General features: G+C 55.3%; 22 protein-coding genes. All 22 read left to right on the top strand.

Annotated elements, in window-relative coordinates; all coding sequences use genetic code 11:
- Positions 1-5 precede the first annotated feature (5 nt).
- The 22 genes from MHI24_RS00260 (at position 6) to MHI24_RS00365 (ending at position 26,354) form a co-directional block, all read left to right on the top strand.
- Positions 6-1,247, top strand: a complete 1,242-nt coding sequence (locus tag MHI24_RS00260; RefSeq protein ID WP_340023553.1) for an MFS transporter — start codon at positions 6-8, stop codon at positions 1,245-1,247.
- A 758-nt stretch (positions 1,248-2,005) separates the two neighbouring features.
- Positions 2,006-3,328: a sugar ABC transporter substrate-binding protein gene (locus MHI24_RS00265; protein ID WP_340023554.1), complete on the top strand. Its 1,323-nt coding sequence runs from the start codon at positions 2,006-2,008 to the stop codon at positions 3,326-3,328.
- Between the two features lie 48 nt (positions 3,329-3,376).
- A complete protein-coding gene (locus MHI24_RS00270) occupies positions 3,377-4,258 on the top strand; it encodes a sugar ABC transporter permease (protein WP_340023555.1) in 882 nt (293 codons plus the stop codon).
- The gene (locus MHI24_RS00275) at positions 4,258-5,076 is read left to right on the top strand and encodes a carbohydrate ABC transporter permease (RefSeq protein WP_340023556.1); all 819 of its coding nucleotides are present in this window, start codon (positions 4,258-4,260) and stop codon (positions 5,074-5,076) included. Before MHI24_RS00270 ends, MHI24_RS00275 begins: the two co-directional genes overlap by 1 nt.
- Before the next feature lie 18 nt (positions 5,077-5,094).
- Entirely contained in the window at positions 5,095-6,807 is a 1,713-nt protein-coding gene (locus tag MHI24_RS00280; protein ID WP_340023557.1) for a beta-N-acetylglucosaminidase domain-containing protein, read from the top strand.
- A complete protein-coding gene (locus MHI24_RS00285) occupies positions 6,800-8,329 on the top strand; it encodes a DUF4127 family protein (protein WP_340023558.1) in 1,530 nt (509 codons plus the stop codon). The genes MHI24_RS00280 and MHI24_RS00285 overlap by 8 nt, the downstream gene beginning before the upstream one ends.
- A 138-nt stretch (positions 8,330-8,467) precedes the next feature.
- Positions 8,468-9,175 carry an N-acetylmannosamine-6-phosphate 2-epimerase gene (locus MHI24_RS00290; RefSeq protein ID WP_340026856.1) on the top strand — a complete coding sequence of 236 codons (708 nt, stop codon included), beginning with the start codon at positions 8,468-8,470 and terminating at the stop codon, positions 9,173-9,175.
- On the top strand, positions 9,162-9,992 hold the full coding sequence (locus MHI24_RS00295) for a MurR/RpiR family transcriptional regulator (protein ID WP_340023559.1): 831 nt from the start codon (positions 9,162-9,164) through the stop codon (positions 9,990-9,992). The genes MHI24_RS00290 and MHI24_RS00295 overlap by 14 nt, the downstream gene beginning before the upstream one ends.
- 303 nt (positions 9,993-10,295) lie before the next feature.
- The gene (locus tag MHI24_RS00300) at positions 10,296-11,291 is read left to right on the top strand and encodes an ROK family protein (protein WP_340023560.1); all 996 of its coding nucleotides are present in this window, start codon (positions 10,296-10,298) and stop codon (positions 11,289-11,291) included.
- Positions 11,284-12,870, top strand: a complete 1,587-nt coding sequence (locus MHI24_RS00305) for an FAD-dependent oxidoreductase (RefSeq protein WP_340023561.1) — start codon at positions 11,284-11,286, stop codon at positions 12,868-12,870. The genes MHI24_RS00300 and MHI24_RS00305 overlap by 8 nt, the downstream gene beginning before the upstream one ends.
- A 373-nt stretch (positions 12,871-13,243) precedes the next feature.
- A complete protein-coding gene (locus tag MHI24_RS00310) occupies positions 13,244-13,555 on the top strand; it encodes a hypothetical protein (protein ID WP_340023562.1) in 312 nt (103 codons plus the stop codon).
- A 160-nt stretch (positions 13,556-13,715) separates the two neighbouring features.
- Positions 13,716-15,257 carry a PAS domain-containing protein gene (locus MHI24_RS00315; protein ID WP_340023563.1) on the top strand — a complete coding sequence of 514 codons (1,542 nt, stop codon included), beginning with the start codon at positions 13,716-13,718 and terminating at the stop codon, positions 15,255-15,257.
- A 78-nt stretch (positions 15,258-15,335) separates the two neighbouring features.
- The gene (locus MHI24_RS00320; protein ID WP_340023564.1) at positions 15,336-15,833 is read left to right on the top strand and encodes a DinB family protein; all 498 of its coding nucleotides are present in this window, start codon (positions 15,336-15,338) and stop codon (positions 15,831-15,833) included.
- 290 nt (positions 15,834-16,123) lie between these two features.
- A complete protein-coding gene (locus MHI24_RS00325; RefSeq protein WP_340023565.1) occupies positions 16,124-17,959 on the top strand; it encodes a sensor histidine kinase in 1,836 nt (611 codons plus the stop codon).
- Positions 17,956-18,801 (top strand): response regulator, encoded by an 846-nt coding sequence (locus MHI24_RS00330; protein WP_340023567.1) that lies wholly within the window; start codon positions 17,956-17,958, stop codon positions 18,799-18,801. The genes MHI24_RS00325 and MHI24_RS00330 overlap by 4 nt, the downstream gene beginning before the upstream one ends.
- A 253-nt stretch (positions 18,802-19,054) precedes the next feature.
- The gene (locus tag MHI24_RS00335; protein WP_340023568.1) at positions 19,055-20,350 is read left to right on the top strand and encodes an extracellular solute-binding protein; all 1,296 of its coding nucleotides are present in this window, start codon (positions 19,055-19,057) and stop codon (positions 20,348-20,350) included.
- An 85-nt stretch (positions 20,351-20,435) separates the two neighbouring features.
- Positions 20,436-21,320 (top strand): sugar ABC transporter permease, encoded by an 885-nt coding sequence (locus MHI24_RS00340; RefSeq protein WP_340023569.1) that lies wholly within the window; start codon positions 20,436-20,438, stop codon positions 21,318-21,320.
- 12 nt (positions 21,321-21,332) lie between these two features.
- Positions 21,333-22,160, top strand: coding sequence for a carbohydrate ABC transporter permease (locus MHI24_RS00345; RefSeq protein ID WP_340023570.1), 828 nt, complete (start codon positions 21,333-21,335; stop codon positions 22,158-22,160).
- A gap of 24 nt (positions 22,161-22,184) precedes the next feature.
- A complete protein-coding gene (locus tag MHI24_RS00350) occupies positions 22,185-23,792 on the top strand; it encodes a 5'-nucleotidase C-terminal domain-containing protein (RefSeq protein ID WP_340023571.1) in 1,608 nt (535 codons plus the stop codon).
- A gap of 188 nt (positions 23,793-23,980) precedes the next feature.
- Positions 23,981-24,658, top strand: coding sequence for an MBL fold metallo-hydrolase (locus MHI24_RS00355; protein WP_340023572.1), 678 nt, complete (start codon positions 23,981-23,983; stop codon positions 24,656-24,658).
- A 27-nt stretch (positions 24,659-24,685) separates the two neighbouring features.
- Entirely contained in the window at positions 24,686-25,573 is an 888-nt protein-coding gene (fabD, locus tag MHI24_RS00360) for an ACP S-malonyltransferase (RefSeq protein ID WP_340023573.1), read from the top strand.
- Between the two features lie 70 nt (positions 25,574-25,643).
- On the top strand, positions 25,644-26,354 hold the full coding sequence (locus tag MHI24_RS00365; RefSeq protein ID WP_340023574.1) for a 4'-phosphopantetheinyl transferase superfamily protein: 711 nt from the start codon (positions 25,644-25,646) through the stop codon (positions 26,352-26,354).
- Positions 26,355-26,356 lie beyond the last annotated feature (2 nt).

Consider the following 26,356-nt stretch of genomic DNA (forward strand, 5'->3'; position numbering starts at 1 on the left):
AAAAATTGAATAGTCACGAACAAAACGCAAAACCGCCCAGTTTGTTTGGTAACCGCTTTCTGCAGACGATTCTATTGTCAAGCGTGCTTCTGCAGATCGGGATTTGGGTGCGGAATTTCGCCATTCTCCTGTATGTTGCGGACCGGACCAACAATGATCCCTATGCCATCTCCCTGATTAGCGTAGCGGAGTTTGCACCGATTTTTGTATTCTCGTTCATTGGCGGAACCTTTGCCGACCGGTGGCGGCCGAAGCGGACGATGATCTGGTGCGATTCCCTATCTGCTGTGTCCGTCTTCGCCGTGCTGCTGAGCATCCATTTCGGATCCTGGGAGTCCGTCTATCTGGTCGCCTTCATCTCGGCCATTCTGTCACAGTTCTCCCAGCCGTCGAGCATGAGATTGTTCAAGGTTCATGTACCTGAGGAACAGCTGCAGCAGGGCATGGCGCTTTTCCAGTCGCTGATGGCGATATTCATGGTGCTGGGACCGATGCTGGGAACCTTCGTGTACAGCACATTCGGGCTGGAGATTTCCATTGCTGTTATGGGCGTGGTATTTATTCTGTCTGCGCTGGTTCTTGTCCGCCTCCCTGAGGACCTTTCCGTCACCAAGACAGTGGCTGTTAAAGGGCAATTCCGCAAGGACTTCACCGAAGGCTTCCGCTATGTCTGGCAGAGCCGGGTGCTGCGGATGCTCGGGCTGGCGTTCGTACTGGCAGGGCTTGCCGTTGGCGTATCCCAGGCGCTGAATCTGTTCATCGTCACAGAGCGGCTGGGCAAGAATGAGGAGTTCCTGCAATATTTGCTGATGGTTAACGGGGCTGCGATGCTGATCGGGGGAGGGATTGTCGCTGCTTTTGCCAAAAAAGTCCCTCCACAGCTGCTGCTGGCCATCGGGATGGTCTCGGGCGCGATCTGCACTACGATAGTCGGCTTATCCACCAGCATTCCGCTCACGCTGACCATCCAGTTCCTGAACGGGCTGGTATTCCCGTGCATCCATATCGGGATCAGCACAATGATTCTGAAATGGTCCCATTCCACCATTGTCGGCCGGGTCAACGGGGTGCTGAATCCGATGTTCGTCGGTATGATGGTCATATCCATGTCCTTCGCCGGCGCACTAAAAAGTTCCTTCTCACTAAGCGCGATCTACGGCGGAGCCGGATTGCTGTTCCTGCTGGGGGCAATGGTCATGCTGCCGATCATGAATCAGAAGGCGCCGGAGCAGGCTGCTGCTCAATAGGCACTGAGTACACAGCTCTGGCCGATATCTCCAACCTCCGCATTGCCGGGAAGTCACTTTCCTGTGCAGGCGGAGGTTTTTGTTGTGGAGAAAAACGTACACCCCATGGATTGGAGTCTGAATGTGAAAAACCGAATACAATGTGCTGGAGAGGGGACAGGTAGTGCAAATGTATACGAAAAACCGAATACAATGCGCCCGGTGAGGGCGTGCAGGCCCAATGTGTGTGAAAAACCGAACACAATAGGACCCGAACGGAGCGTGAGGATTAAATGTATGCGGAAAACCGAACACAATCGGTCAGCCGATGGTCCGCGGTTCAAATGTAATCGAAAAACCGAACACATTGCGCGTGTGCAAGGGTGGTGAGCCGAATGTAAGTGGAAAACCGATTACATTGTACTGGACGCGAGGGTGGCGGACCAAATGTACACGGAAAACCGATTACATCACGTCAGCGCGAGTGCACTTAGTCCGAATGATGACGCCGGCCAGCAGGCGGCCGGGCGAAGGTAGACCCTACTGAATAGTGGCATAAGATGCCTGCATCATTTTCTGCATTTTCACCCTTCAGGAGGAGTTGCTCCAATATACTCGACTCAAAAAGAAAAATTATTTCTTTATTTAATTTATTTTAGGAAAAATACTTTATTTTAATGTGAATTCTGCTATACTCATTGCAAAGAGGGGGCAACAAGTCAGGAATGCTGACGCGGGAAGGGCGCTCACCTTACACTTATACTGAGGGGGAATGTTGTGTGAGAACGAACAGAAAAGGCTTCACGGTATCGTTACTGCTGTCCATGTCTATGCTGCTTGCGGCTTGCGGAGGGAATGGCAATACCAAGGATACACCGGATACGGGAAGCGCCGGGCAGACCGGAACAGGCGCAGAGGCAACGGCTGCTGCCAAGGACGTGACTCTGGAATTCTGGACCATTGCACTTCAGCCTACGTTCAATGATTACTTCAATGATCTGATTGCCAAGTATGAGGAGAGCCACCCGGGAGTGAAGGTGGAGTGGAAGGATTATCCGTATGATGCCATCTCGCAGCGCCTGTTGACCAGCACAGCCAGCGGCAAAAGCCCCGATGTCGTGAATCTTAACACTGAATTCGCCAGCCAGTTAGGCAGCAAGGGAGCGCTGCTGGATCTGAATGAATACCTGACGGATGAGCAGGCGAAGAGTTATTTTGAGGGAATCTATAATTCTACGGTGCTGGACGGCAAGGCTTATGCGCTCCCCTGGTACACAGGCACTGAGGTGCTGTTCATGAACAAAAAGCTGGTGGAACAAGCCGGCCTTGACCCGGCGAACCCGCCGCAGACCCGTGAGGAGCTGGTGGAATGGGCCCGCCAGGTACATGAGAAGACCGGAGCCGCAGGGTATGCCCAGCAGCTGGTCTCCAAGCTGTTCCCGATCGATGGTATTCCCATCCTGAATGAAGACAAGACAGCCGCTGCCTTCAATACGCCGGAAGCCGAGGCAATGATTACCCAGATGCGCGATCTGATGAAAGAAGGCGTGGTACTGAAGGAGGACGCGGATTTCAGCAAGCAGATCCAGTATTTTTCGGGTGAGCAGGTAGCTTTTCAGTTATCCGGTCCAACCTTCATTAACTTCATCAAGACCTCTGCGCCGGATGTTTACAAGAACACCATCGCTGTCCCGCTGCCGACAGGCAAGGCCAATCTGCGTCTCTCTAACTCTATGAACCTGGTCGTGCCGCAAAAGTCGAAGAACCCGAAGGAAGCGGTAGAGTTCGCCGCCTTCATTACGGACGCCGAGAACCAGACGGCCTTCTCCAAGGTCGCCAATACACTGCCGTCAAGCAAGGCCTCGATTCAGGACCCGTTCTTCACCGAATCTGACGGCTCCCTGGAAGCCGAAGCGAAGGTCGCTTCCTCACAGAGTCTGGATAAAGCTACTGATTACATGGTCGGTGTGCCAAGTGCAGCGGATATCAACTCTGCGCTGGCGCGGGGACTGCAGGAGATTCTGATGAACGGCGCAGATATCAAGGAGACGCTGAACAAGGTAGAGAAGGAAGTTAACAACATTATCAGTCAGGGCTCCTAAGCTGCTGAAGGATAATGGAGTATTTTGAAGGAGAGGGAGGTGGAGCGGGTGTACAAGGGGATTCGGTCTGAGACGTTTACCGCATGGGCTTTTATGGCACCGGGCCTGCTGTTTCTGGCGGTGTTTACCTTTTGGCCGATTATATACGGAATACCGCTCTCATTGACAGATTATTCGGTCATTGCCGAGACGAAATATGTGGGTCTGGATAACTTCACCCGGGCCTTCCAAGATCACAATTTCCTGATTTCACTATGGAACTCACTGGTGTATGTGCTGATTGTGCCGGTGATCCAGATCCTGTCGATCCTGATGGCGATTCTGGTGAACAGCAAGATTCCTGGAGTCAAAATGTTCCGCGCCGCCTACTACATCCCGGTCGTAACGTCTATGGTAGCAGTGGCGCTGATCTGGAGCTGGCTGCTCGGCAATAACGGTGTAGTCAATTATCTGCTGCTGAAGGTGGGCATTATTAGTGAGCAGGTGTCCTGGCTCTCCACGAGCAGTACGGCGCTGTATGTCCTGATGTTCATTACAATGTGGAAGGGCCTCGGCTATTACATGATGCTCTATCTGGCCGGGCTTCAGGGCATTCCGGCAGACTTGTATGAAGCTGCAAGGGTGGACGGAGCCGGGCCGGGAAGGCTGATTGTGCATGTGACGCTGCCGCTGTTGCGCCCGCATATTCTGTTCTGCACGCTAATCTCGGTCATGGGCGCAATCCGCGTGTTCGATGAGGTCTACATTCTGACCAAGGGGGGGCCGGGGACGTCCACGCTGACCTCAAGCGTCTATATTTTTCAAAAAGGGCTGGAGCAGTTCAATTTCGGCTATGCCTCGGCGCTCGGGCTGATTGTCAGTGTGCTGGTGGGGGCGCTTAGCGTGCTCGTATTCCGGCTCAACCGGAAAGGCGGGGTGAATTCCTATTGATGCCGCGTAGCTTGCGTTATCTGATTACTTATATTCTGCTGGTCCTGCTCGCCCTGTTCATGATGGGGCCGTTCCTGTGGCTGCTCAGCGTGTCGCTGATGCCGGGACGCAATGTGTTTGCGAATCCGCCGGCTATTCTGCCGACCTTCATCGCTTTTGAGAACTATGTGCAGGTGTGGAACTTCATGGATTTCCCGCGTTACATTCTGAATACGGTCGTTATTACGCTGCTTGGGGTCGTCTTCAATATCTTCCTGTCCTGTCTGACCGCGTATCCGCTGGCCGCCTTCCGGTTCAAGGGCCGGAACCTGGTGTTCACGCTGCTGATCTCGACCATGATTATTCCATCGGCTACTGCGATGATTGTGCATTATTTGACGATTCAGGCTTTTGGGCTGGGCAATACCTTCCTTGGGGTGGTTCTTCCGGCGGCGGTGTCGGTGTTCAATATCTTCCTGATGCGCCAGACCTTCCTGGGCATTCCGGCCGACATCCGGGATTCGGGTAAAATGGACGGGGCCTCCGAGCTGCGGATCTTTATCCAACTGGTGATGCCTCTCGTCAAGCCGGGGATTGCCGTCATCGGGCTGCTGGAGGTCATGGCGTTCTGGAACAACTTCCTGTGGCCGATTGTCGTCCTCGACGATCCGCAGAAGTATCCGCTCGCGGCGGCGCTCACTTATCTGAACGGGCAATTCTCTTACAACTTCGGCTGGATTGCCGCCGGAACAATGATTTCGGTGCTGCCGATCATCCTCGTGTTCCTGTTCACACAGAAGTATTATATGGAAGGAATTGCAGGAGCGATTAAAGGGTAACTAAGGAGGCATAACTCAATGGGAATTTCGTTACGGGACTGCCAGTATCTGTTCCGCGACTATTATACACAAGGCAAAGAGCTGATCGTGGACGGCCCGCAGCTGCGCTGTGAACTGGCCTCGCGGTATGCGATGAATCAGGATGCAGACGGGCTGCTTGAGGAAGGCGGCGGCATCGTGATTCTGAAGCCGGCCGGACCGGGCGTAGCCACCGCCGATAAGGGGAATGCACAGCTGATGCTGGAGTATGACGGCGGGCTTGCTGCAGACGGATACCGTCTTACGATTGGCGAGGATGCGAAGCTGGTCATTGCTGCGCCTAACCGGCGCGGGCTAAAATACGGTCTGGATGCACTGAAGCGGCTGCTTACGGTTGAGGAGGACTGTTGCCGCCTGCCGGTGGCTACGGTGGAGGATGAGCCTTCTTTTGCGGTGCGGGGCATTATTGAAGGGTTCTATGGTGTGCCATGGAGCTTCGCAGACCGGATGGATTCGGTCAGGTACATGAGTGAGCACCGGATGAACGCCTTCATGTACGCGCCGAAGGATGATCCCTATCACCGGAAGCTGTGGCGTGAGCCGTATCCGGACGATGTGTCCGCCAAGATTCATGAGCTTAAGCAGGAATGCGACAAGCAGCTGGTGGATTTCTACTATTGTATTAGTCCGGGCAATGATCTGGAATTCCGCAGCCAAGGCGACTTCGCGAAGCTGGAGGAGAAGCTTGCGGCCATGATCGCGATTGGAGTGCGGCATTTCGCACTATTAATGGATGACATTGATTATGTGCTGCAAGGTGACAACAAGCAGTTCCTGGAGCGCTCCGGGACCGCCCATGCCTATGTGACGAACCGGGTCTACGATTATCTGGCTGGTTGTCTGCCGCACTTCACCCTGGCGATGTGTCCTTCGGAATACTGGTCGTATTGGAATACGGAGTACAAGAAGGATATCCGGGAGCAGCTTCATCCTGCCGTCAAAATCTTCTGGACCGGCTACTTCGTCTTCGCCCCGGAGATCGGCCGCAGACATGCGGAGGATAACCATGGCTTTTACGGGCATGAGCTGTGGCTGTGGGACAATATTCCGGTGAACGACTGCGACAAGGACCGGCTGTTCCTTGATCCGGTGCGCGGGCGCAGCTCCCGGCTTGGTCAATTCGGGCACACCGCCGTCGTGGCGAATCCCATGAACCAGTGGGAATGCTCCAAAATCACACTCACCACCATGTCCCACTACATGTGGAACAGCGGGCGCTACATGCCGGAGCTGTCCTGGGAGCTGTCCGTGCGTGAATTCGCCGGGGAGCTGGCGGAGGAGATGATGTTCTTCTGCCGCCAGAATCTGAACAGCCGCCTGTATTCCGGCGGATACCCGGAGCTGGACGATGCGCTGGCAGAGCGCGATCTGGAGCGGCTGGATGCTTATTTCAACCGGCTGGAGCAGACGGCTGTGCGGCTGGGTGGATTGGACAATGCCAAGTTCATCGAAGAAGCTGGACCTTGGCTGCGCCGGGCGATTGCGGATGCAGTGCTGTGGCGGGCGTTGCGCAGACAGCTTGCGGACCCGCTGGAGCCGCAGGCTGCGGCAGAAGTCCGTGAATGCCTGGAGACCTGTCGCAGCTATGGTGCGCGACTCGGAAGTGATCCGGCTGTACGCGCGGCTAAGGTGCTGGGTCTGGAGCTGCCGGAGGAGACGAAGGAGACCAAGGAGGGGGACAGACATGACTAAGCTTCGTAAACTGGTCCTGGTTCCGCTGGATGAGCGGCCCTGCAATTATGAATTCCCGTATCTGCTGGCTCAGGGAACAGATTACATGGTGGAGCGTCCCCCGGCTGAGATCATGGGCCTCAAAAAACGCCCGGGTGATATAGAACAGCTCTGGTCCTGGTTCGAGGCTGCCTGTGAAGGTGCGGATGGCGCGGTGGTCGCCCTGGATACGCTGCTCTACGGCGGGATTATCCCTTCGCGGCTGCACCAGTTGAAGCCGGATGAGCTGGATGCCCGTCTGGAGCGGCTGAGGGAGATCAAGCGGCGTTATCCGCAGCTTAAGCTGTATGCGTTCCAGCTGATTATGCGCTGTCCACAGTACTCTCTGTCGGACGAGGAGCCGGATTATTATGCCGACTGGGGCCGGGAGATCTTCCGCAAGGGCTTCATCGGCCACCGGCTGGAGCTGGGCATCGCCACGGATGAGGAGATCCGCGAGCTGGCCGATATTGATCTGCGGCTTCCGTCCGCCGTGCTGCAGGATTATCTCGGCCGCAGAGCCGTTAATATTGAAGCGAACAAGCAGGCGCTGGAGCTGGTGAGTGGCGGGGTCATCGACTTCATGATTGTGCCGCAGGATGATTCAGCTCCGTATGGCCATACCGCCAAGGATCAGGAGAAGGTGCGGGCACGGATCACGGCGCTTGATCTGGAGCTTAAGGTCTATATGTATCCGGGGGCCGATGAGGTAGGCTGCACGCTGCTTGCCAGGATGCTGAACATGGCCGAAGGACGCAGGCCGCTGATCTACCCGCGATTGTCTGCTGTGCAGGGAGCGTTCGTGACGCCGCTGTTCGAGGACCGCTTTTTCTACGAGACCCTGAAGTATCAGATCCTGGCTGCTGGGGGGCTGATCGCATCCAGTGCTGCGGAGGCGGATCTGGTCCTGCTGGTCAGCACACCGGGCGAGACGATGGCAGAGGCGGTGTCGCAGCATCACGCATACTTCAGCTATGATATATACCGGAACCTGATGGAGCTGGTAGAATACGGGGAGCACTTGCTGCGGGACAAGAAGCTGCCGGTTGCTGTGGCCGATGTAGGCTATGCCAATGGCGGCGATCAGAAGCTGGTCAAAATGCTGCGTCAAAAGCACATGCTGTTCGACCTGGCGGGCTATGCCGGCTGGAATACCAGCTCCAACTCCCTCGGAACCGTGATCTCCCAGGCGATGATCTATCTGCACTGCGGGCGGACACAGGCGCATCTGAATTTTCTGGCGCTCCGCTATGCGGAGGATGTCTGCTATTGCTCGGTCGTGCGGGGTGAGCTGAGCGGCGGCCCTGTGCAGGAGATGGGCTTCGGCAAGTATGAGCTGGACGGGCCGCGCGGCCGTGTGGCTGCCCGTGTCCGGGAACGGCTAAGTGAGGAGCTGGCGGTGAGGATCGACAGCCCGGAGGGAAGCGTCAGGATTACCGACTGTTATATGCCGTGGAACCGGATGTTCGAGGTGGGCTTATCTGTGCAGTATGTGCCCTCGTGATGGCGGGCGGATGATATAAATTGGACTTCAACAATACAGATCGGGAAAACTGACGGAGGGGATTTTGGAATTGTATAAGCGATAGGAGCGGTAGCTAGTTCAATTTTATATATAATACAAGGAGAGAGGGTGGGGACCCTGAGCAAAAATATACTGGAACGCCTGCACCTCGGATTGGTTGTCTCCTGCCAGGCGCTGCCGGATGAGCCGCTGCACGGGCCGGAGATTATGGCCCGGATGGCCGTGGCGGCCGCCGAGGGCGGGGCCATCGCCATCCGGGCGAACGGGGCGGCGGATGTGCGGGCGATCAAGCAGGCGGTTACGCTGCCGGTGATCGGCATCGTGAAGCGCGATTACCCCGGTTCCGCCGTCTACATTACGCCTACACTGCGGGAGATAGAGGAGCTGCTGGAGGCCGGAGCAGATATCATTGCTTTTGACGGGACCCGGCAGAGCCGCCCGGAGGGTTGTACACTGGAGCAGATTATAGATGTGCTGAACACAAGCCCGGCCGCTTCCATGGCCGATATCTCTACGCTGGAGGAAGCGGTCTATGCCGAATCGCTGGGGGTTAGCTGTGTCTCGACCACCTTGTCAGGCTATACCCCGTATTCACGGCAGCAGGAAGGCCCGAATCTGGAGCTGCTGGAGCAGGCCGCCCAGCGGCTGAAGATTCCGGTCATTGCCGAAGGCCGGATCAGCCGGCCCGACCAGGTGGAGGCGGCGCTGGACCTGGGAGCCTACGCAGTGGTGGTAGGCTCGGCCATTACCCGGCCGCAGCTGATAACCCGGCCGTTCGCAGCAGCGGCAAGAAAAGTGAGGATGAACCGCAATGGAAATGAATGACCGGATTAACACGTATTATCCTTCCATGACCAAATCAGAGCAGAAGGTGGCCCGTTGTGTGCTGGAGCACCCGGACAATCTGATCTATCTGTCGGTCACCGAGCTGGCTGACTTCGCCGGAACGGGCGAGACTACGGTGATGCGCTTTTGCCGCAAGATCGGCTTCAAGGGCTATCAGGATTTCAAGCTGATGCTGGCCCAGGGGCTGCCGAAGCGCCAGGCCCAGCAGGATGAGCAGGGGGCAGGCGAAGGCGACTATGCCGACCATCTGTACGCTTCGATGGTGGGCGTGCTGCATTCCAGTCTGGGGATGCTGGACCGTGAGCAGCTGCAGCAGGCGGTAGATGCGCTGGATCAGGCGCGCTATGTGCAGTTCTTCGGTGTCGGTTCCTCCGGCATCAGCGCGCTTGAGGCCAAGAACCGCCTGCTGCGCATCGGGCGGCGGGTGGAGGCCAATTCCGACAGCCATATCCAGTCGATGATGGCGGTCACCATGGGTGAAGGCGACGTCGCTGTAGGCATCAGTGTATCCGGCAGCACGCTGGATACGAACGACATGCTGATGAAGGCGAAGCAGAACGGGGCCAAGGTGATTGCCATGACCAATTATGCGAAGTCACCAATCGCTTCGATTGCCGACATCGTGCTGCTGACTGCCGGGAAGGAATCGCCGCTGGAGGGCGGCTCTGTGGGGGCCAAGATCTCGCAGCTGTTCATTATTGACCTGCTCTGCCAGGGACTGGAGCGCCTGCATGGCGAAGAGACCAAGCGGATGAAGGAGCTTACCGCCCGGGCTGTTATTGACCGGATTTATTAGGGTGCGGGGAAATGAAGTAATGTTAAGTGTTGTACCGTGTAACGGTAAGGGATTGGTGTAAGCTGGGGTGCCTGTCTAAGGCAAGCGTGGGCGAATGTATGCGAAAAACCGAGTACAATGTGATGCTGGGAAGGTAAGCTGACCGGATGTATGCGAAAAACCGAATAGAATGTGCCGGTGAGTGACAGACGGGTCAAATGTGTGTGGAAAATCGAATACATTGTGATGCTGGAACGTAAGCTGACCGGATGTATATGAAAAACCGAATACATTGAGCGCGCGCGGGGATGTGTGGGCAAATGTATGCGGAAAACCGAGTATAAATCGAATGAAGAGACGGACGCAGTAGTGGAGGCGGTACGAATGCGGGAAGTCATAGGTGTGGACATCGGGGGGACAGCCATCAAGGGGCTGGTGGCCGATGAGGCGGGGACGATTCTGGCAGAAGCAGAGCGTGAAACGGAGGCCCGGCTGGGCCGGGATACGATTCTAGCCCAGCTCCATAGTCTTGTGGAGGAACTGCTCGCGGGCCATCCTGCTGTAAAGGCGCTGGGGATTGCTTCCGCAGGCCGGATCAATGCGGACTCCGGCGAGGTCGTCTATGCCACCGGTAATCTGCCCGGCTGGCAAGGGGTGCAGTTGACGCAGTGGGCGGAGGCTGCGTTCGGGCGGCCTGCGGCGGCGGATAATGATGCCAACGCCGCACTGCTCGGCGAGGCCTGGCTGGGCGCAGGGCGCGGCCGGCAGAGCCTGGTCATGCTGACCCTGGGCACCGGGGTCGGCGGGGCGAATATGGCGGCCGGGCAGCTGTTGCGCGGGGCCGCCTGGAGCGGGGGCGACTGGGGGCACAGCGTGCTGGTGCCGGACGGTCGCCTCTGTAATTGCGGAAAGCGGGGCTGCGTGGAGCAATATGTGTCCGGCCGCGCGCTGCTGCGGCTGGCGATGGAGGAGACCGGCCGCGTGTATACGCACGGCCGGGAGGTTGTGGCTGCGGCGGAGCAGGGCGACGCGGCTGCGCTGGCGGTGCTGGAGCGCTTCACTGCGGATCTGGCGCAGGTGACAGCTAATATCGGGGCGGCGGTAGACCCCGAGTTGATTATAATCGGCGGCGGCGTTATCCAGAGCCGCGCGGTCTGGTGGCCGCTGCTGGCCGGCAAGGCAGGCGGGGAGCTGGCCGGGCGGATAGTGCCGGCGGAGCTGGGCAACCGGGCCGGCTGCCTCGGCGCGGCGCGGCTGGCTCTGGAGCGGCCGCGCCGGGATAACGACTGCTGCGGCAAGGAGGAGAGGGAGCATGGCTAACGGACAGGAGAAGCGTTCGGATATAGTAATTATCGGCGGCGGCCTTGGCGGAACGGCGGCCGCGCTGGCTGCTGCCAAGGCCGGACTGCGGGTCCTTATTACGGAGGAGACAGATTGGCTGGGCGGGCAATTGACCTCGCAGGCTGTACCGCCGGATGAGCACCGCTGGATAGAGCAATCGGGCAGCACGGCCTCATACCGGGAGTTCCGCAGCAGGGTCAGGGACTATTACAGACGGAATTATCCGCTTACGGAGGCTGCGAAGAGCAACCCGAACCTTAACCCCGGCAACGGCTGGGTCAGCCGGCTGGCGCATGAGCCGAAGGTGGCGCTGGCTGTTCTCTTGGAGATGCTGGCTCCGTATGTAAACACCGGGCGGATTGAGGTGCTCTATCATACAGTGCCGGTTGCTGCGGATACGGAAGGGGATTATGTTACTGGTGTTACTGTCCGGCATGGGGCGGAGGGGAACTTGATCATACTGCGCGGGGACTATTATCTGGATGCCACGGATTGCGGTGATCTGCTGCCGCTGGCCGGAGTTGAGCATGTCAGCGGCGCTGAGTCCCGCAGCGAGACAGGGGAGCCCCATGCGCTGGAGACGGCAGATCCGCTCGATATGCAGTCCATCACCCACGTGGCAGCGGTGGACTATGTGCCGGGCGGGGATTACACCATCCCGCGACCAAGGGATTATGATTACTGGCGCGAATATGTGCCATCGTTCTCACAGTATCCGATCTTAAGCTGGTATGCTTCAGATGCTGACGATACGAGCAAGCTGAAGCAGTTCACGATGTTCCCGAATGAGCAGGGGATCGTCTCCCTCTGGGATTACCGGCGGATCGTGGACCCTGCCATCTGGAGCGAGCCGCTGAATGACGGTGAGGTTACGCTGCTGAACTGGGCGTTGAACGATTACTATGCCGGGCCCATCATTGGCGTATCACCGGAGGAACGGGAGCGCCACCTGGAGGGGGCGCGGCAGCTTACCCTCTCGCTTGTGTACTGGCTTCAGACCGAAGCGCCCCGCCTGGACGGCGGGCAGGGCTATCCGGGCGTGCGGCTGCGCGGGGATGTGCTCGGCACAGAGGATGGGCTGGCTAAGGCCCCGTATATCCGGGAATCCCGGCGCATCCGCGGCCTGTACACGATAGCCGAGCAGGATGTAAGCAAGGAGCTGCGCGGGCCGGAGGGACCGAAGCGTTATGAAGACAGCGTGGGCGTCGGCAGCTACCATCTGGACCTGCATCCCACAACCGTAAGCCAGCGGACCTTCTATATTCCGAATCATCCTTACGAGATTCCGCTGGGTGCTTTGATTCCGGTGCGGGTCAAGAACCTGCTCCCGGCCTGCAAGAACATATCCATGACCCAGATCGCGAACGGCTGCTACCGCCTGCATCCGACTGAATGGAATATCGGCGAAGCAGCGGGAACGCTCGCGGCTTATGCCATCAGGCAACAGGTAGAGCCGGCTGAGGTCAGGGAGTCGGCCGCGCATCTTGCATCGTATCAGCAGCAGCTGATCGCACTCGGCGTCCAGCTGCACTGGACCCGTGAGGAGCTGGAGCCTTAAGCGGACTCCTTCCCTATAATCGAGCCCCGCTCAGCCAATCATAATTTAGTTATCCAAGTTAAGGCGCCCCGTCAGCGAGGCGTCTTTTTTGATATTATATTCTTAGTAGAAGATGTCTGGAAGTAAGTGGATAAACGCATCTTGTTTTGTAGACACTGGCAGAAACGGAGGAAACAAGTGGAAATAATACAACTGAGATTGTGCTATTTCGCTGCTTAGGAGGAAATGTGTAAATGTAAGTGCCATTTTTCCAATTGTTATCGTATCTTGGCTCTTTTGTCTATCAGCAAGTGTAGTAAATCCAACTGCTGTCTTTCGACCAAAGTAAATAATGTTTTGGAATGAAAAATAGGCCTAGCGGGGAAGGGATAACATGCAATTACTTATTGATTGGCTGAACCGCAATCGAATATGTAAATGTGAAACCTGTAAAACGGAGCTTAATGTTTATTCATATCTTTCTGGTGAATCGCTGATTTTGTACTGTGTTGCATGTAATGAGTATTTTTACAGAGAAGATCCCAGCTCACCTATAAATAAGTATAAAGTTCCTGAAGGACTTTTAAAGCAATGGGCAATGGATCCTTATAATAGTTATTATAAAGGATTACCAATTAGTGAAGCATATGAGCCCAAGTGGATTAGATTCTTACGAAAATTATCAAGATACCGCAAACCTAATTAAAAAACAGCGGCAGTCTGAGACTTTTTGTCAAGTCTTATTCTGCCGCTGTTTTATATTGATTTTTAAATATAAATTTGTATATAAAATTCCATGTGTGTTATATACTCAATCTAGCTTTTCCCAAATAGAGAGTACATCACGAGATGAGGAGAAATGACACATGCCAATACTGAACCGGTTCAAAGGAAATACCGCTCCACCAGCCCAGGGGGCTGCTCCGCAAGCAGAGCGTAAGCTGATCGAAGCCCTGCAACAATATGTTGAGCTGGCCGAGCGTAGAGAAGAGGAGCAAGCGGGTTCATATCTATTATCCAATCAGGATGAGCTGCGGGGTCTGCTAGACCGCCTGACAGCTATGATACATAAACGTGAGGATTATTATAAGGTTCGATTGGACATGATCACCAAAGCCATTGAAATCGGCCTCTGGGAGATGGATGTCTATGAGGGAGATCCGGTGAATCCGCGCAATGAGTTCAGGTGGACCGATGAGCTGCGCCGGATGATCGGGTACACCGATGAGCATGATTTCCCCAATGTGCTGGAGAGCTGGTCCAATTGTCTTCATCCTGAAGACAAAGAGGGCGTGCTTCAGCTGTTCGCAGATCATATGCTGGACCGGACCGGCACGATTAAATATGACACTGAGTACAGGCTGAAGACGAAAGCTGGCGAGTATAAATGGTTCCAGGCAACAGGCACAACCACCCGCGCTGCGGACGGGTCACCCATCATGGTGGCAGGAGCCTTGTTCGACATTCATGACCAAAAAAACAAACAGGACGAGCTGAATGCATTAGTAGTCCGCTATGATCTGGTGAACCGCGCCCTGGTGGAAGCGCCGTGGGATATGGTGGTCATCGCAGGCGATCCGGTCAACCCGGATAATGAGTTCTGGTGGTCGGAGCAGTTCCGCAGAACGATTGGTTTTGAAGGCGAACATGATTTCCCTAACTTGCTAAGCAGCTGGAGCAACCAGCTACACCCGGATGATCTTCAGCCTACGCTGGATGCCTTCGCCAATCATCTGAATGATTACACGGGGAAGACGGACTATGATGTGAACTACCGGCTGCGCTCCAAAAACGGCGAATACCGCTGGTATCATGCAGGCGGTGAAACCGTGCGCGATGAGCATGGCGTCCCTCTAAGAGTCGCTGGCACAATCCGGGATGTTACGCATGAGATCACCAAAGAGGAGATTGTCCGGCAGGTTAATGTACAGATGGAGGGCTTGCTGGCAGCGATTAACGAGATCGTCCGCGGCATCGTGTCCGTTACCGAGCAGGCTCAGGATATGGCTGAGGTTCAGGAGCAATCCCACCAGGCGGCCATGGAGGTCAAGGCTAAGACCGGGGAGACCAAAGAGATTACCCAATTCATCAGTGAGGTCTCGAACCAGACGGGCCTGCTTGGGCTGAACGCTGCGATTGAGGCTGCCCATGCGGGCGAATACGGCCGGGGATTCTCCATTGTGGCGGGTGAGGTGAGGAAGCTCGCAGAGCACAGTAAGACAGCATCGAATAACATTGAAACTACCATGCAGCAAATGAATGAAAAAGTAGACGACATCATTACGCGGATTAACAGCATGTCCAGCCTCACTGAAGCCCAGGCCGCCCTTACTCAGCAGGTCAATGCCTCAATTGAGGATGTGAGCCGGATGTCAGAGGAGCTGCTGGGGATTCTTCGTACCTTGTAGTTTGACATTCCTCCTGAGTAGAGCTATATTTTATTTCGGTAAATTATATTTCGCGCAATTAATAGGAGGAGCTTAATCATGTCCGAATCCAATCATGCCTTCAGCCAGCCACTGGTGAAATCTCTCGCGGGGGAACGGGGGCATATTCCGATAGCAAGGGCCTTGCCGGACCTCACCCCGGAGCTTGCCGGTTATACTATAGAAGGAATTCCTTACTCCATCTACCAGTTAGTGAAGCATATGGGCTACTGGCAGGACTTTATGCTGACCCATCTGGAGGGCGGTAAGCCGCAGCCGCCTGCAAGTGTACAGGAGAGCTGGCCTGCGGAGAATACTCCGGCAGATGAGACACAGCTCCAAGAGGCGATCACCCATCTGCTGGAGGGCGTGGACAAGGCGATTGCCATCGCCCGGACTGTCCAGCTGGACGAGCCGTTAGCCCATTTTCCCGGGGAGACCAAGGGCGGGCTGCTGCGCAATATCGCCTCCCACAACTCCTATCATCTGGGAGAGATCGTTCTGCTCCGCCGTCTGCAGGGAGCGTGGCCGCCGCCAGGGGGCGGGTACCCGGCTTAAGAAGGAATGAAATATGCGCTGGGCCAAGTCTGCAATGCAAGATTGCAGGCTTTGTTTTTGTTGAGGATATATATTTTCAGAAATCATGCACGAAATGCAACAAAGTCAGGGCTAACTTGCTCAAAACACCGGAATTTGTGCAAATAATGCAACAATGTACCGCAGCCAGTAACATTTTCGAGAACAATTCTGCAAAATATGCAACAATACTGCCGGCTTTGCTGTTGTTATAAATTGTGTATAATACATGTACAACCATACATGTAACGGAGGGAATGATGAAGCGGTTCATGCGATATCCAACCCTCTTGAGAAGGCTCCAGGCAGGGCTGCCCTTTCTGTTCAGCGGAAGTATGCCGCTGCGGCGGAAGATTCTGCTAAGCAACCTGCTGATTGTCCTGCTGGCACTGGTGATTTTCATGGTCAGCATTCAGCGGATTGTCTTCAATCAGACCCTGGAACGAACCTCGGCAAGCTCTCAGCAGGAAGTGAGGCTGGTCAAGCAGTCGATGGAGACGGTGTTCCAGTCGGTCCAGAATTTCACCAAGTTCGTGCTGATTAATCAGGACACACAGAAGCTGCTCAGCAGCGATACCGGTGCCGGCAATGACGCTGCTGCACTGAAGTCGATCTACAATACACTGGCTGCCATGCTGGTGACTGAGCCGAATATTGATTCCGTTATTATTGAATCCTTGAGCGGCAATCTCTATTTCACCTCCAACCTGACCGGGGTGACCCGGGAGCGGCTTGAAGTCTATCCCAAGGCGGAGATTGATGCAGCCAGAGGCGGGGCAGTCTGGTCCGATTCGCTGACGCCTGCCTTTCTGTCGGGGATGAAGCATAAGAATATGATCAGTGTGGGCAGGGTGATTAAGAGCCTGGAAAGCGGGACTCCGCTCGGCTACATCTATGTCAACATTGATGAGCGGACGCTTGCCCGCTTCTACCATAATGAACAAAGCCCCGGGAGCGCTACGCTGGTCATTCGCGACGGGAGAATCATCTCTGCGAATGAAGCATCAAGAGTGAACCAGCCGGTCCCGGAGGCATCCCTCGCAGGCTGGGTCCAATCAGTCCAGCAAGGGACGCGGACCCAGGAGGTGGCCGGAGACCGCTATTTAGTATCCATGCAGAGTCTCGCGCCTTATGACTGGAAGGTAGTCCAACTGGTGCCGATATCGGAGCTGACCTACGGGTACTGGAAAATCGCCTTGCTGCTGGCTGCCTTCGGTCTGATCAGCATTGTGTCGGCAGTGCTTCTGTCTGTCTTGTTCGCCCGCCGGCTGACCCGGCCGCTGAGCCAGCTTAGCGAGGTGATTGTCGAAGTGGGCAGCGGGAATCTGGAGCGGCGCGCTGCTGCCGATTCTGAGGACGAGGTCGGCCGGCTGGGAGCTACCTTCAATGAAATGGTGGAGCGCATCCAGGGTCTGATGGTTCAGGTGGAGACGGAAGAGAGGACCAAACGGATGCTGGAGCTGCGGCTGCTCTATTCGCAGATCAAGCCGCATTTCCTGTACAATACACTGGACACGATCCGGTCGATGGCTGTGATGTCAGGAGCGAAGGACATCAGCAGGATGCTGAAGTCGCTGGGTGAATTCTACCGGATATCGCTTAGTAACGGGCAGGAGCTGATCACGGTAGCCCGGGAGCAGAAGCATCTGGAGAGCTACCTTTATATCCAGCAGATCCGCTTCCCTAAGCTGAATTACCGGATATCCGTCCAGCCGGGGCTGGAAGCCTGCCTCGTACCGACCATGCTGCTTCAGCCGCTGGTCGAGAATGCGATTCACCATGGCATTAGAGGGATGGCCGACGGCGGCTGGTGTGAAATTACCTGCGAAGCGGAAAGCAAGGACGGACAGCCCCTGCTTCTCTTCACAGTCCGCGATAACGGCAAAGGCATGAGCGAAGAGCAGCAGCGGCTGATCTGGTCCGGGCCTGACGCCGCGGAGAGATACAGCTTCGGACTCCTGAATATTCAGGACCGTATCCGCCTGCGCTTCGGCGGAGCGTATGGAATTTCACTTACCTCTGAGCCCGGTCACGGTGTGGAGGTGAAGCTGCGCCTGCCGCTGCTTAAGCAGACAAACGAACAGGAAGAGGGGACAGTCAGACTATGAACTCAGCACCGGTAGCCCGCGTCCTGATTGTGGATGACGAATATTATTTCAGGCAGCTGCTGATCCGTCTGGTGGATTGGGAAGCTGCCGGATTCGAGGTGGCCGCAGAAGCCGATGACGGCTCGGCCGCGCTGCAGATCATCGGGGAGCAGCCGATCGATCTCATCATTACGGATATTGAGATGCCGAATATGAACGGGCTTGATTTCATTGGGGAAGTCCGTAAGCTGAATTCGGCGGTCAAGCTGATTTTCATTACCAGCTACGATAATTTCTCTTATGCGCAGCAGGCCATATCGCTTGGAGCGGATCATTATCTGCTGAAGCCCGTGGATGAGGATGCTGTCGAACAAGCTCTGCTCACGATCCGGACACAGTTGACGGAGAAGTGGGAGGCAGAGCGCTATATCAACCGGCTCAGAATCAAAGCCGGGGATGTGCAGGAGCCGCAGGCAGGCGATGCCCGAGGGCAGAAGCGGCCGAGCAGCAGCACGGCCTTAATCGGCAAGACGATCGCTTATGTGACGGAGCATTATGCCGAGGATACGTTGTCACTCCAGAGTACGGCCAGTGCCCTGTTTGTGAACCCGAGCTATTTAAGCCATGCCTTCAAGAAGGAGACCGGCGAGTCTTTTGTGGAATATGTGACGAATGTCCGTCTTGGCGAGGCCATGAAGCTGCTCCGCCAGGGGATTTCCGGGGAGGAAGCCACGGCGCCCAAGATTGCGACGATCGCCCGCCAGGTGGGCTATAGAGATCCGTTCTATTTCAGCAAATGCTTCAAGAAACGCTACGGCATGACCCCGAATACCGTGTACAGCGGTTCCTATTCGGATACATAAAGAGCAGCTATATGCAGAGTCCGGTGTTTTGCAGCCGGGCTTTTTCGCTGATTAAATTTCGCTGTTTCAAGTTAACCCTGTGTAAATCTGCCGTTAACATGGGAACACTCCGTAAATTGAATGTTAAGTAAGCTGACACACCTAAAAATTTTACTGTTAGAACCAATATATCTCCATTCGTGCACGGCGTTTTGCTTGTTAAGATGATACCTGTAAGTCTAAACCCGAAATATTGAAAGGTGGTCCAACAAAAATGTTCGGAAAAAAGCTTGGGGCAGTTGCAGCATCCATCGCACTCAGCAGTGTAGTGCTTAGTGCTTGCGGAGGAGCCAATGGTAACGAAGGGGCAACTCAGAATCAGGATGCGAAGCCGGCGGAAGGCAAGGAATCTGTCTCCTTATGGATGTTCGATGCAGATCCGATGTATCAGGCTGCTGCCGAGGCTACCGCAGCGGAGGTCGGCGTGGATTTGAATTACGAGTACATACAGGACGAGACCTACAAGACCAAGATCAGTGTTGCGCTGGCCGCCAATGAGCTCCCGGATGTCTTCCAGCAGCATGCCGGGAAGTCCTACCGGACCCCTGTGCTGCAATCGAAAACGGTAGCCCCGCTGAACGATACCCTAGATTCCACGGGACTTGGCGCGAAATTTCTGGACAACCAGCTGGTGAAGGAGGAAGACGGCAATATCTATTCCGTACCTTCCAATATCAGTACAACCCTGGTCTTCTACTATAACAAAAAGCTGATGAGCGATCTCGGCGCTACGCCTCCGGCAACCTGGGACGATCTTCAGGCGCTTGTAACCAAGGCCGAAGCTAAAGGAATCATCCCGATCGCCCTCGGCGGCAAGGAAAGATGGCAGGGCGATCTGCTGTACAACATGCTCGTAGCCCGTCAGGACGTTAACGCCTTCGACAATGCGATTAAGGGTGATGCGAAGTTTACGGATGCCCCGTTTGTAGATGCGGCTAAGCAGGTAGCCACGCTGGTAAGCAGCAATGCCTTCCAGAAGGGCTTCCTCGGCTCGGCTTACCTGGATGCCCAGGAGCTGTTCAAGAACGATAAGGCGCTGATCTGGATTGACGGCAGCTTCAACTTCGGCGCACTGTCCACGGCTATGGGCGATAATCTGGGTTATATCGCATTCCCGAAGACGGGTGCAGAGGATGTCTACAGTGCAACGATCGGCTTCCAGAACTCGGCGGCGCCTTACTCCTTGTTCGTGAACAACAGCTCCAAGCACCTGGACAAAGCCAAGGAATTCGCCATTAAGCTGTCCCTTAAGCTCAATGATGAGTTCGTTCGCAAAGGCCTGCCGGGATATGCGGCCAGTGAAGTGAAGTCGGAGTCGCAGAATGAGCAGCTCTCCGCTTATGCTTCCGATATCGGCAAAACGGCCAAAACCCAGGCGATGTGGTTCGGGCTGCTGTCGGCTGATACAGGTCAGGAATACCGCGATGTGACACAGCAGCTCTATGGCGGCAATCTGACGCCTGAGGAATACACCGCCCAGCTGGAAACCTTGCTCCGTTCGGCAGAGTAGGACACGCTTTACAAATATAATAGGGGAAAGGCGATGCTGTCTCTTGGACCGCATCGCTTTTCTGCACTCTGATAGGTGGTTAGTGATGGAAAGAGCGCTCTCGGATAAGAAATTAATCGCATTGTTTCTGGTGCCTGGCTTAACGGTGTTCCTGGTCTTCTATTTCGTGCCGATCCTTATGACGGCGTATTACAGCTTCCAGGAGTGGGACGGAATTAACCCGATGGCCTTCGTGGGACTGGACAATTACACCAAGATGTTCACCGCAGATAAAAGCTTCTGGCAGGCGGTATGGAACAGTGTGGCCTTCCTGCTGACAGGCGTGTTCGTGCAGCTTCCGCTCTCGTTCGGCCTGGCGCTGCTGGTCTCCCGTAAGATGAAGGGACGCAAATGGTTCCGCAATATTTACTTTTTCCCGGTGGTCATGTCAACGACGATGGTCAGTCTGCTGTGGGTCAAAATTTACGATCCGAACATCGGGATGCTGAACACGCTGCTGGAGGCTGCTCACCTGGGCAGCTGGGCCCAAGCATGGCTTGGAGATACCAAGACGGCACTCTTGTCTGTTCTGATCGTAACAACCTGGCATTATGTAGGCTATAACATGCTGATCCTGTTCGCAGGTATCCAGGGCATCTCGGAGCAGTATTATGAGGCCGCGAAGCTGGACGGAGCCGTCGGCTGGAAGGCCGTCCGTTATATCACGCTTCCGTTATTGTCTGATGTGCTGCGGATCTGTATCGTGCTGAACGTGATCTACGCGCTGAAGACCTTTGAAAGTGTGTATGTGATGACCAACGGCGGACCGCTGCATTCCACGACAATGATAGCCTTGAAAATGTTCCAGGAAGCCTTCCTGAAGCAGAACTTCGGCTACGGCAGCGCGCTGGCTGTGTTCATGGTGCTGGAGTGCCTGGTCATTGCCTGGGCGCTGAATAAAGTGCTGACCCGTGAAAAAATCGAATATTAAGGAGGACCGGACATGCTGAAGAGTACCAAAAACACAGGCGTCTATCTATTGATGAGCCTCATTGCCGTCCTCCAGTTGTTCCCGCTCTATTGGCTTGTGGTAAGTGCATTTAAGGATAATTCGGAGATTATCGGCGGAGTGGTCTGGGCGCTGCCCAGTAAATGGCGGTTCAGTAATTTCTCAGAGGCCTGGGTAAGCGCCAAGGTCAATCAATACTTTTTCAACAGTGTGTCAGTTACGCTGATTACCCTCTTTTTCGTACTGCTGTTTGCTTCGATGATGGCTTACGCGCTGACACGGATGAAATTCAAATATAACGGACTGATTCTGTTCATTCTGCTCATGGGGGTCATGGTGCCGATTCATGCCACGCTGATCCCGCTGTTCATGATCCTGAAGAATCTCGGCATTCTCAGCTCGCGGCTGTCCATTATCCTGCCATACATCGCTGTGAATCTGCCGATTGGCGTCTACATGCTGTCGGCGTTCCTGCGGAGCATGCCGAAGGAGCTGGAGGAGGCCGCGTTCATCGACGGCTGCGGGGTGGTGAAGTCCTTCTTCAAGGTCGTGCTGCCGCTGCTGAAGCCGCCGCTGGCCTCAGTAGCGATCTTCGTGTTCCTCGCCGTGTGGAATGAGCTGCTGATGGCGGCAACCTTCATTCAGAAAGAGACTCTGCGGACGCTGCCACTCGGGTTGATGAACTTCAGCGGCCAGTATAGTATTAGCTGGGGACCGCTGGCCGCAGCGATGGTGATCTCCACGTTGCCGATTCTGCTCGCTTATGTGCTGTTCAGCGAACAGATGGAGAAGAGCTTCACCGCTGGCGCAATTCTGAAATGAAGAGACGGAAGAAGGGGGAACAAGATGATGGAAACGGCAGCAAGCCGTAACCTATGCAAAATCGTGATTATTGCTACCTCGGATGTTCATGGCAATCTGTGGGGCTACCGTTATGAAGACGGACTCGATACAGCAAATGACGGACTAGCCAGAGTAGCCGCATATGTCCGGGAGCTTAGAGAGAGCGGGACAGAGATTCTGCTGATCGATAACGGTGACGTATTCCAGGGAAATATGCTGACTGACGATGTCTACAATAAACGGCCGGAGGACAGGCATCCGGTCGCGGCAGCACTGAATGCCATGGGCTATGCCGCACTGACCCTGGGCAACCATGAGTTTAACTTCGGTCTTGGCCTGATTGAGCGGATCAGGCAGGAGCTGAGCTTCCCGGTGCTTGCGGCAAATGTCTGGGATGCGGAAGGCAGACCGTTTACAGAGCCGTATGTGATCATTGAGCAGCACGGCATCCGGATTGCGGTCATCGGACTGACGAATCCCAATGTTCCGCGCTGGGATGGAAGCAAGGTTGAGAGCTTAAGATTCGGACATATGGCCGAAACTGCGCAGGCGGTTGCCGCCTCGCTCCGCGCGGAAGGGAAAGCGGACGTGATAGTGATTAGCGCCCATGCGGGCATGGTCGCAGAATTCGATGAAGAGGGCGGCTCGGATGCTGCAGGACGGATTGCGGAGCTTGTTCCAGAAGCCGATGTGCTGCTGGTCGGCCACATGCATATTACCGTGAACCAGCGTATCGGGAATACCGTCATTGGAGGGCCGCGGGACCGGGGGCGGGAGGTCGTCCGCTTCGATCTGACGCTGGAGTTGGACGGCGGCCAGCCCAAGGTCGTGAACCGTGAGGTTACGGTGGTAGATATGAGCGGCTGGGAGCCGGACCCGGAATTCCGCAGTCTGGTTACAGAGGCACATGAAGAGACTCTCCGGTTCATTGCCGAAGGCGGCGCAGGCTCTTCAGTAGAAGGAGAGGGCGGCATTCTGGGGTATGCGGCTGCGGATTTCCAGCCTGAAGAGACGGCCGGTCTGCCGGCGGGACGGGTGCAGGCTACGGCGGTCATTACCTTGATCCAGCGGGCCATGCTGGAGGCCAGCGGAGCGGATGTTGCCGCTACAAGCCTGTTCAACGACAAGGCCGATCTGAAGCAGGGACCGCTGACGTATGCCGATGTCTACCGCATTTATCCTTTTGACAATGTGCTCTATGTCGTTACGGTCACCGGCAAGGAGCTGAAGGCTTATATGGAAGCTTCCGCTGCCCATTTCCGGCAGTGGCAGCCGGGAGACACGAATATCGCCGCCGATCCTGAGGTGCCGAGCTATCTCTACGATATGTTCGCCGGGATCGAATATCAGATTGATATCTCCCAGCCTGCCGGACGGCGGATCATTCATCTAAAATACAAGGGCAGACCGCTTGCGGATACGGACGAGTTACAGCTTGCCGTCAACAATTACCGCTACAGCAGCCTGCTGAAGGCCTCAGGACTGGTCAGCGCCGTCAAGCATTGGGAGTCGGACTGCAGCGTCCGCGATATGCTGGTGCATTACATCCGGGAGCGCCAGACGATCGCACCGGAGGTAGATCAGAACTGGTCTATTGTAGGGATGGATTGAAATAGTAGATTAGAGAGTCTGCAATGCTAGATTGCAGGCTTTTTTATTTTTTCTATAAAATGATGCCATTTTTAACTTTATACAGCATAAACATTCATTGACAGTTCGGGAGCGGGTGGACGATAATTTAGTAGATTCATAGTGTAAATTATGGAAACCGGAGCTAACCAATCTTCAAGGAGGCGGGTATGGAAGCAACCTATGATCTGTTTACCCTCAAGACACAGTGCATGACCTTTCTTAATTATGCTTATCTCGGTATAGACAAGACCACCCGCAAAGCTTTTGTGGTTGATCCGTCCTGGGATGTATCGCAGCTGATTCAGATTCTGGAGGGGCATGGGGCTTCCCTGGCGGCTGTACTGCTGACCCATTCTCATTTTGACCATACCAATATGGTGAGCAAGCTGGAAATGCTCTATCGTCCCGCAGTCTATATATCCAGAACAGAAGCGGATTATTACAAATACAGGTGTGCACGGCTCCGGACGATCGGGGACATGGACCGGATTTGCATCGGCGATACCGAGATCACCTGTCTGGTGACGCCGGGGCATACCCGGGGGAGTACCTGCTACTGGAGCGGGAATAATCTGTTCTCGGGGGATACCGTGTTCATTGAAGGCTGCGGACTGTGTGACAGCGACGGGGGATCGGCGGAGGATATGTATTACAGCCTGCACCGGCTGATCCGGCTGCTGCCGGCTCATGTGAAGGTGTTCCCGGGCCACTCCTTCGGCGATCCCCCGGGCAAGGAGATGAGTTATCTATATAAGAGCAATCTCTATTTCCAGATTGACGACATCAATCATTTCGTGAAATACCGGAACCGGAAGAACAATACGCGAATCTTCGATTTCAAATAGGATAGAGATGAGAAGGAGGCAGTGTAGATGAGGGCTTATTTATTCCCCGGGCAGGGCGCTCAGTTCATCGGTATGGGGGCCACTCTGTTCCAGGAGTTCCCTGAATATACCGCAATTGCTGACCGGGTATTGGGCTATTCTATTGAGGAATTGTGTCTGAGGGACATCAACAAGCAATTGGATAATACCGCTTATACACAGCCAGCCCTCTATGTGGTTAATGCATTGTCCTACCTGAAGGAGGTCCGGCAATCCGGGTCAGTACCAGATTTCGTAGCCGGGCACAGCTTGGGCGAATACAGCGCATTGTATGCGGCGGGGGTGTTCGATTTCGAGACCGGACTGAGGATTGTTCACCAAAGAGGCGCGCTGATGAGCATGGCAACCGGCGGCAGCATGGCCGCTGTCATCGGACTGCGGGCGGAAGACATCCTGCGGATTCTGGCGGAACACCGTCTGGACAAGCTGGATATAGCCAACCTGAATACGCCTAAGCAGATTGTCCTCTCCGGACTTGCGGAGGACGTGGAAGCCGCCAAGGCCGTCTTCGAGCAGAACGGTGCTGCAGCTTATGTCATTCTGAATGTCAGCGGAGCCTTCCATTCGCGCTACATGCGCGCTTCGGCGGTCCAGTTCCGGGAGTATCTTAACCAGTTCATGTTCGCCCCGCCGTCCATTCCGGTCATTGCCAACCTGACCGCACGTCCCTATGCCAGTAATGATGCTGTGCATTATATGACCGAGCAGATGACCAGCAGTGTCAAGTGGATCGAATCCGTCCGCTACCTCATGGGCAGACATTCCGGTATAGAGCTGATCCAGATCGGTCCGGGACATGTCATCGAGGGCATGGTCAGCAAAATCAAACGGGAAACAGAGCCGCTGGACGCGGCCTGGATCATAGAAGGGAAGTGAACTGACAACGATGCAACCTACAGCCTTCAATGGTCAATACCCAACCTATCTCACGGAGACAGTAAGAACAATGAGCCTGGAGCTGGGGAGCAAGGAAGAACCATACCGGCTGAAACTAAGCGTAGTCTCGCTGCAGCCGGAAGGTGAGCCGCTAGAGTATCTGAGCAGCGAAGAGAAGGAGACGTATTTCGGCTTCCAGTATCCAAGAAGACGGAACAGCTATTTGCTCGGGAAGCTGGCGGCTAAGACCGCTGTGGCAGAGGAAGGCGAAGATCTGTCCGGAATTCAGATCGAACACGGAATTCTATGTCAGCCACTGGTGGCCGGAAGGAGCAGGAAGGTTACGATTACCCATTGCGATTCGCTGGGGGCAGCGGTCGGTTATGATCCTCGCCTGCTGGCGGGCGTGGACATGGAGCTGGTGGATGAGAAGGCGGCGGAAGCAATCCGGAGAATTACAAGCAGGGAGGAAGAGGCGCTGTTGCCGGAGCTGGCAGCATCGGCTGCACTGACGCTGCTCTGGACAGCCAAGGAGGCGATGTCGAAGGTGATTCAGACCGGGTTCACGGTTCCTACCGAGCTGTTCGAGATTAAGGCATGTACCTTTATCGGCAGGGCAGTGATCAGCCAGTTCAGGAATTTCCCGCAATTCCAAGCGGTCTCCATCCTGCGGAAGGAATATGTATATACACTTGTGCTGCCTGCCAAGGTCATAAGCGGTTCTGCAGAAGCCCGGCTGCTGCAAGGTCTGCAGGAGCTGCTGCCGGACGGGGCGGGGTGAAG

This window comes from Paenibacillus sp. FSL K6-1096, from assembly GCF_037977055.1.
Classification (GTDB): Bacteria; Bacillota; Bacilli; order Paenibacillales; family Paenibacillaceae; genus Paenibacillus_AQ.

Excerpts from the sequence above, each read along its gene's own strand:
- MHI24_RS00275 (WP_340023556.1), top strand. The coding sequence starts at position 4,258 with ATGCCGCGTAGCTTGCGTTATCTGATTACTTATATTCTGCTGGTCCTG.
- MHI24_RS00280 (WP_340023557.1), top strand. The coding sequence starts at position 5,095 with ATGGGAATTTCGTTACGGGACTGCCAGTATCTGTTCCGCGACTATTAT.
- MHI24_RS00285 (WP_340023558.1), top strand. The coding sequence starts at position 6,800 with ATGACTAAGCTTCGTAAACTGGTCCTGGTTCCGCTGGATGAGCGGCCC.
- MHI24_RS00295 (WP_340023559.1), top strand. The coding sequence starts at position 9,162 with ATGGAAATGAATGACCGGATTAACACGTATTATCCTTCCATGACCAAA.
- MHI24_RS00300 (WP_340023560.1), top strand. The coding sequence starts at position 10,296 with ATGCGGAAAACCGAGTATAAATCGAATGAAGAGACGGACGCAGTAGTG.
- MHI24_RS00305 (WP_340023561.1), top strand. The coding sequence starts at position 11,284 with ATGGCTAACGGACAGGAGAAGCGTTCGGATATAGTAATTATCGGCGGC.
- MHI24_RS00310 (WP_340023562.1), top strand. The coding sequence starts at position 13,244 with ATGCAATTACTTATTGATTGGCTGAACCGCAATCGAATATGTAAATGT.
- MHI24_RS00315 (WP_340023563.1), top strand. The coding sequence starts at position 13,716 with ATGCCAATACTGAACCGGTTCAAAGGAAATACCGCTCCACCAGCCCAG.
- MHI24_RS00320 (WP_340023564.1), top strand. The coding sequence starts at position 15,336 with ATGTCCGAATCCAATCATGCCTTCAGCCAGCCACTGGTGAAATCTCTC.
- MHI24_RS00325 (WP_340023565.1), top strand. The coding sequence starts at position 16,124 with ATGCGATATCCAACCCTCTTGAGAAGGCTCCAGGCAGGGCTGCCCTTT.
- MHI24_RS00330 (WP_340023567.1), top strand. The coding sequence starts at position 17,956 with ATGAACTCAGCACCGGTAGCCCGCGTCCTGATTGTGGATGACGAATAT.
- MHI24_RS00335 (WP_340023568.1), top strand. The coding sequence starts at position 19,055 with ATGTTCGGAAAAAAGCTTGGGGCAGTTGCAGCATCCATCGCACTCAGC.
- MHI24_RS00340 (WP_340023569.1), top strand. The coding sequence starts at position 20,436 with ATGGAAAGAGCGCTCTCGGATAAGAAATTAATCGCATTGTTTCTGGTG.
- MHI24_RS00345 (WP_340023570.1), top strand. The coding sequence starts at position 21,333 with ATGCTGAAGAGTACCAAAAACACAGGCGTCTATCTATTGATGAGCCTC.
- MHI24_RS00350 (WP_340023571.1), top strand. The coding sequence starts at position 22,185 with ATGATGGAAACGGCAGCAAGCCGTAACCTATGCAAAATCGTGATTATT.
- MHI24_RS00355 (WP_340023572.1), top strand. The coding sequence starts at position 23,981 with ATGGAAGCAACCTATGATCTGTTTACCCTCAAGACACAGTGCATGACC.
- fabD (WP_340023573.1), top strand. The coding sequence starts at position 24,686 with ATGAGGGCTTATTTATTCCCCGGGCAGGGCGCTCAGTTCATCGGTATG.
- MHI24_RS00365 (WP_340023574.1), top strand. The coding sequence starts at position 25,644 with ATGAGCCTGGAGCTGGGGAGCAAGGAAGAACCATACCGGCTGAAACTA.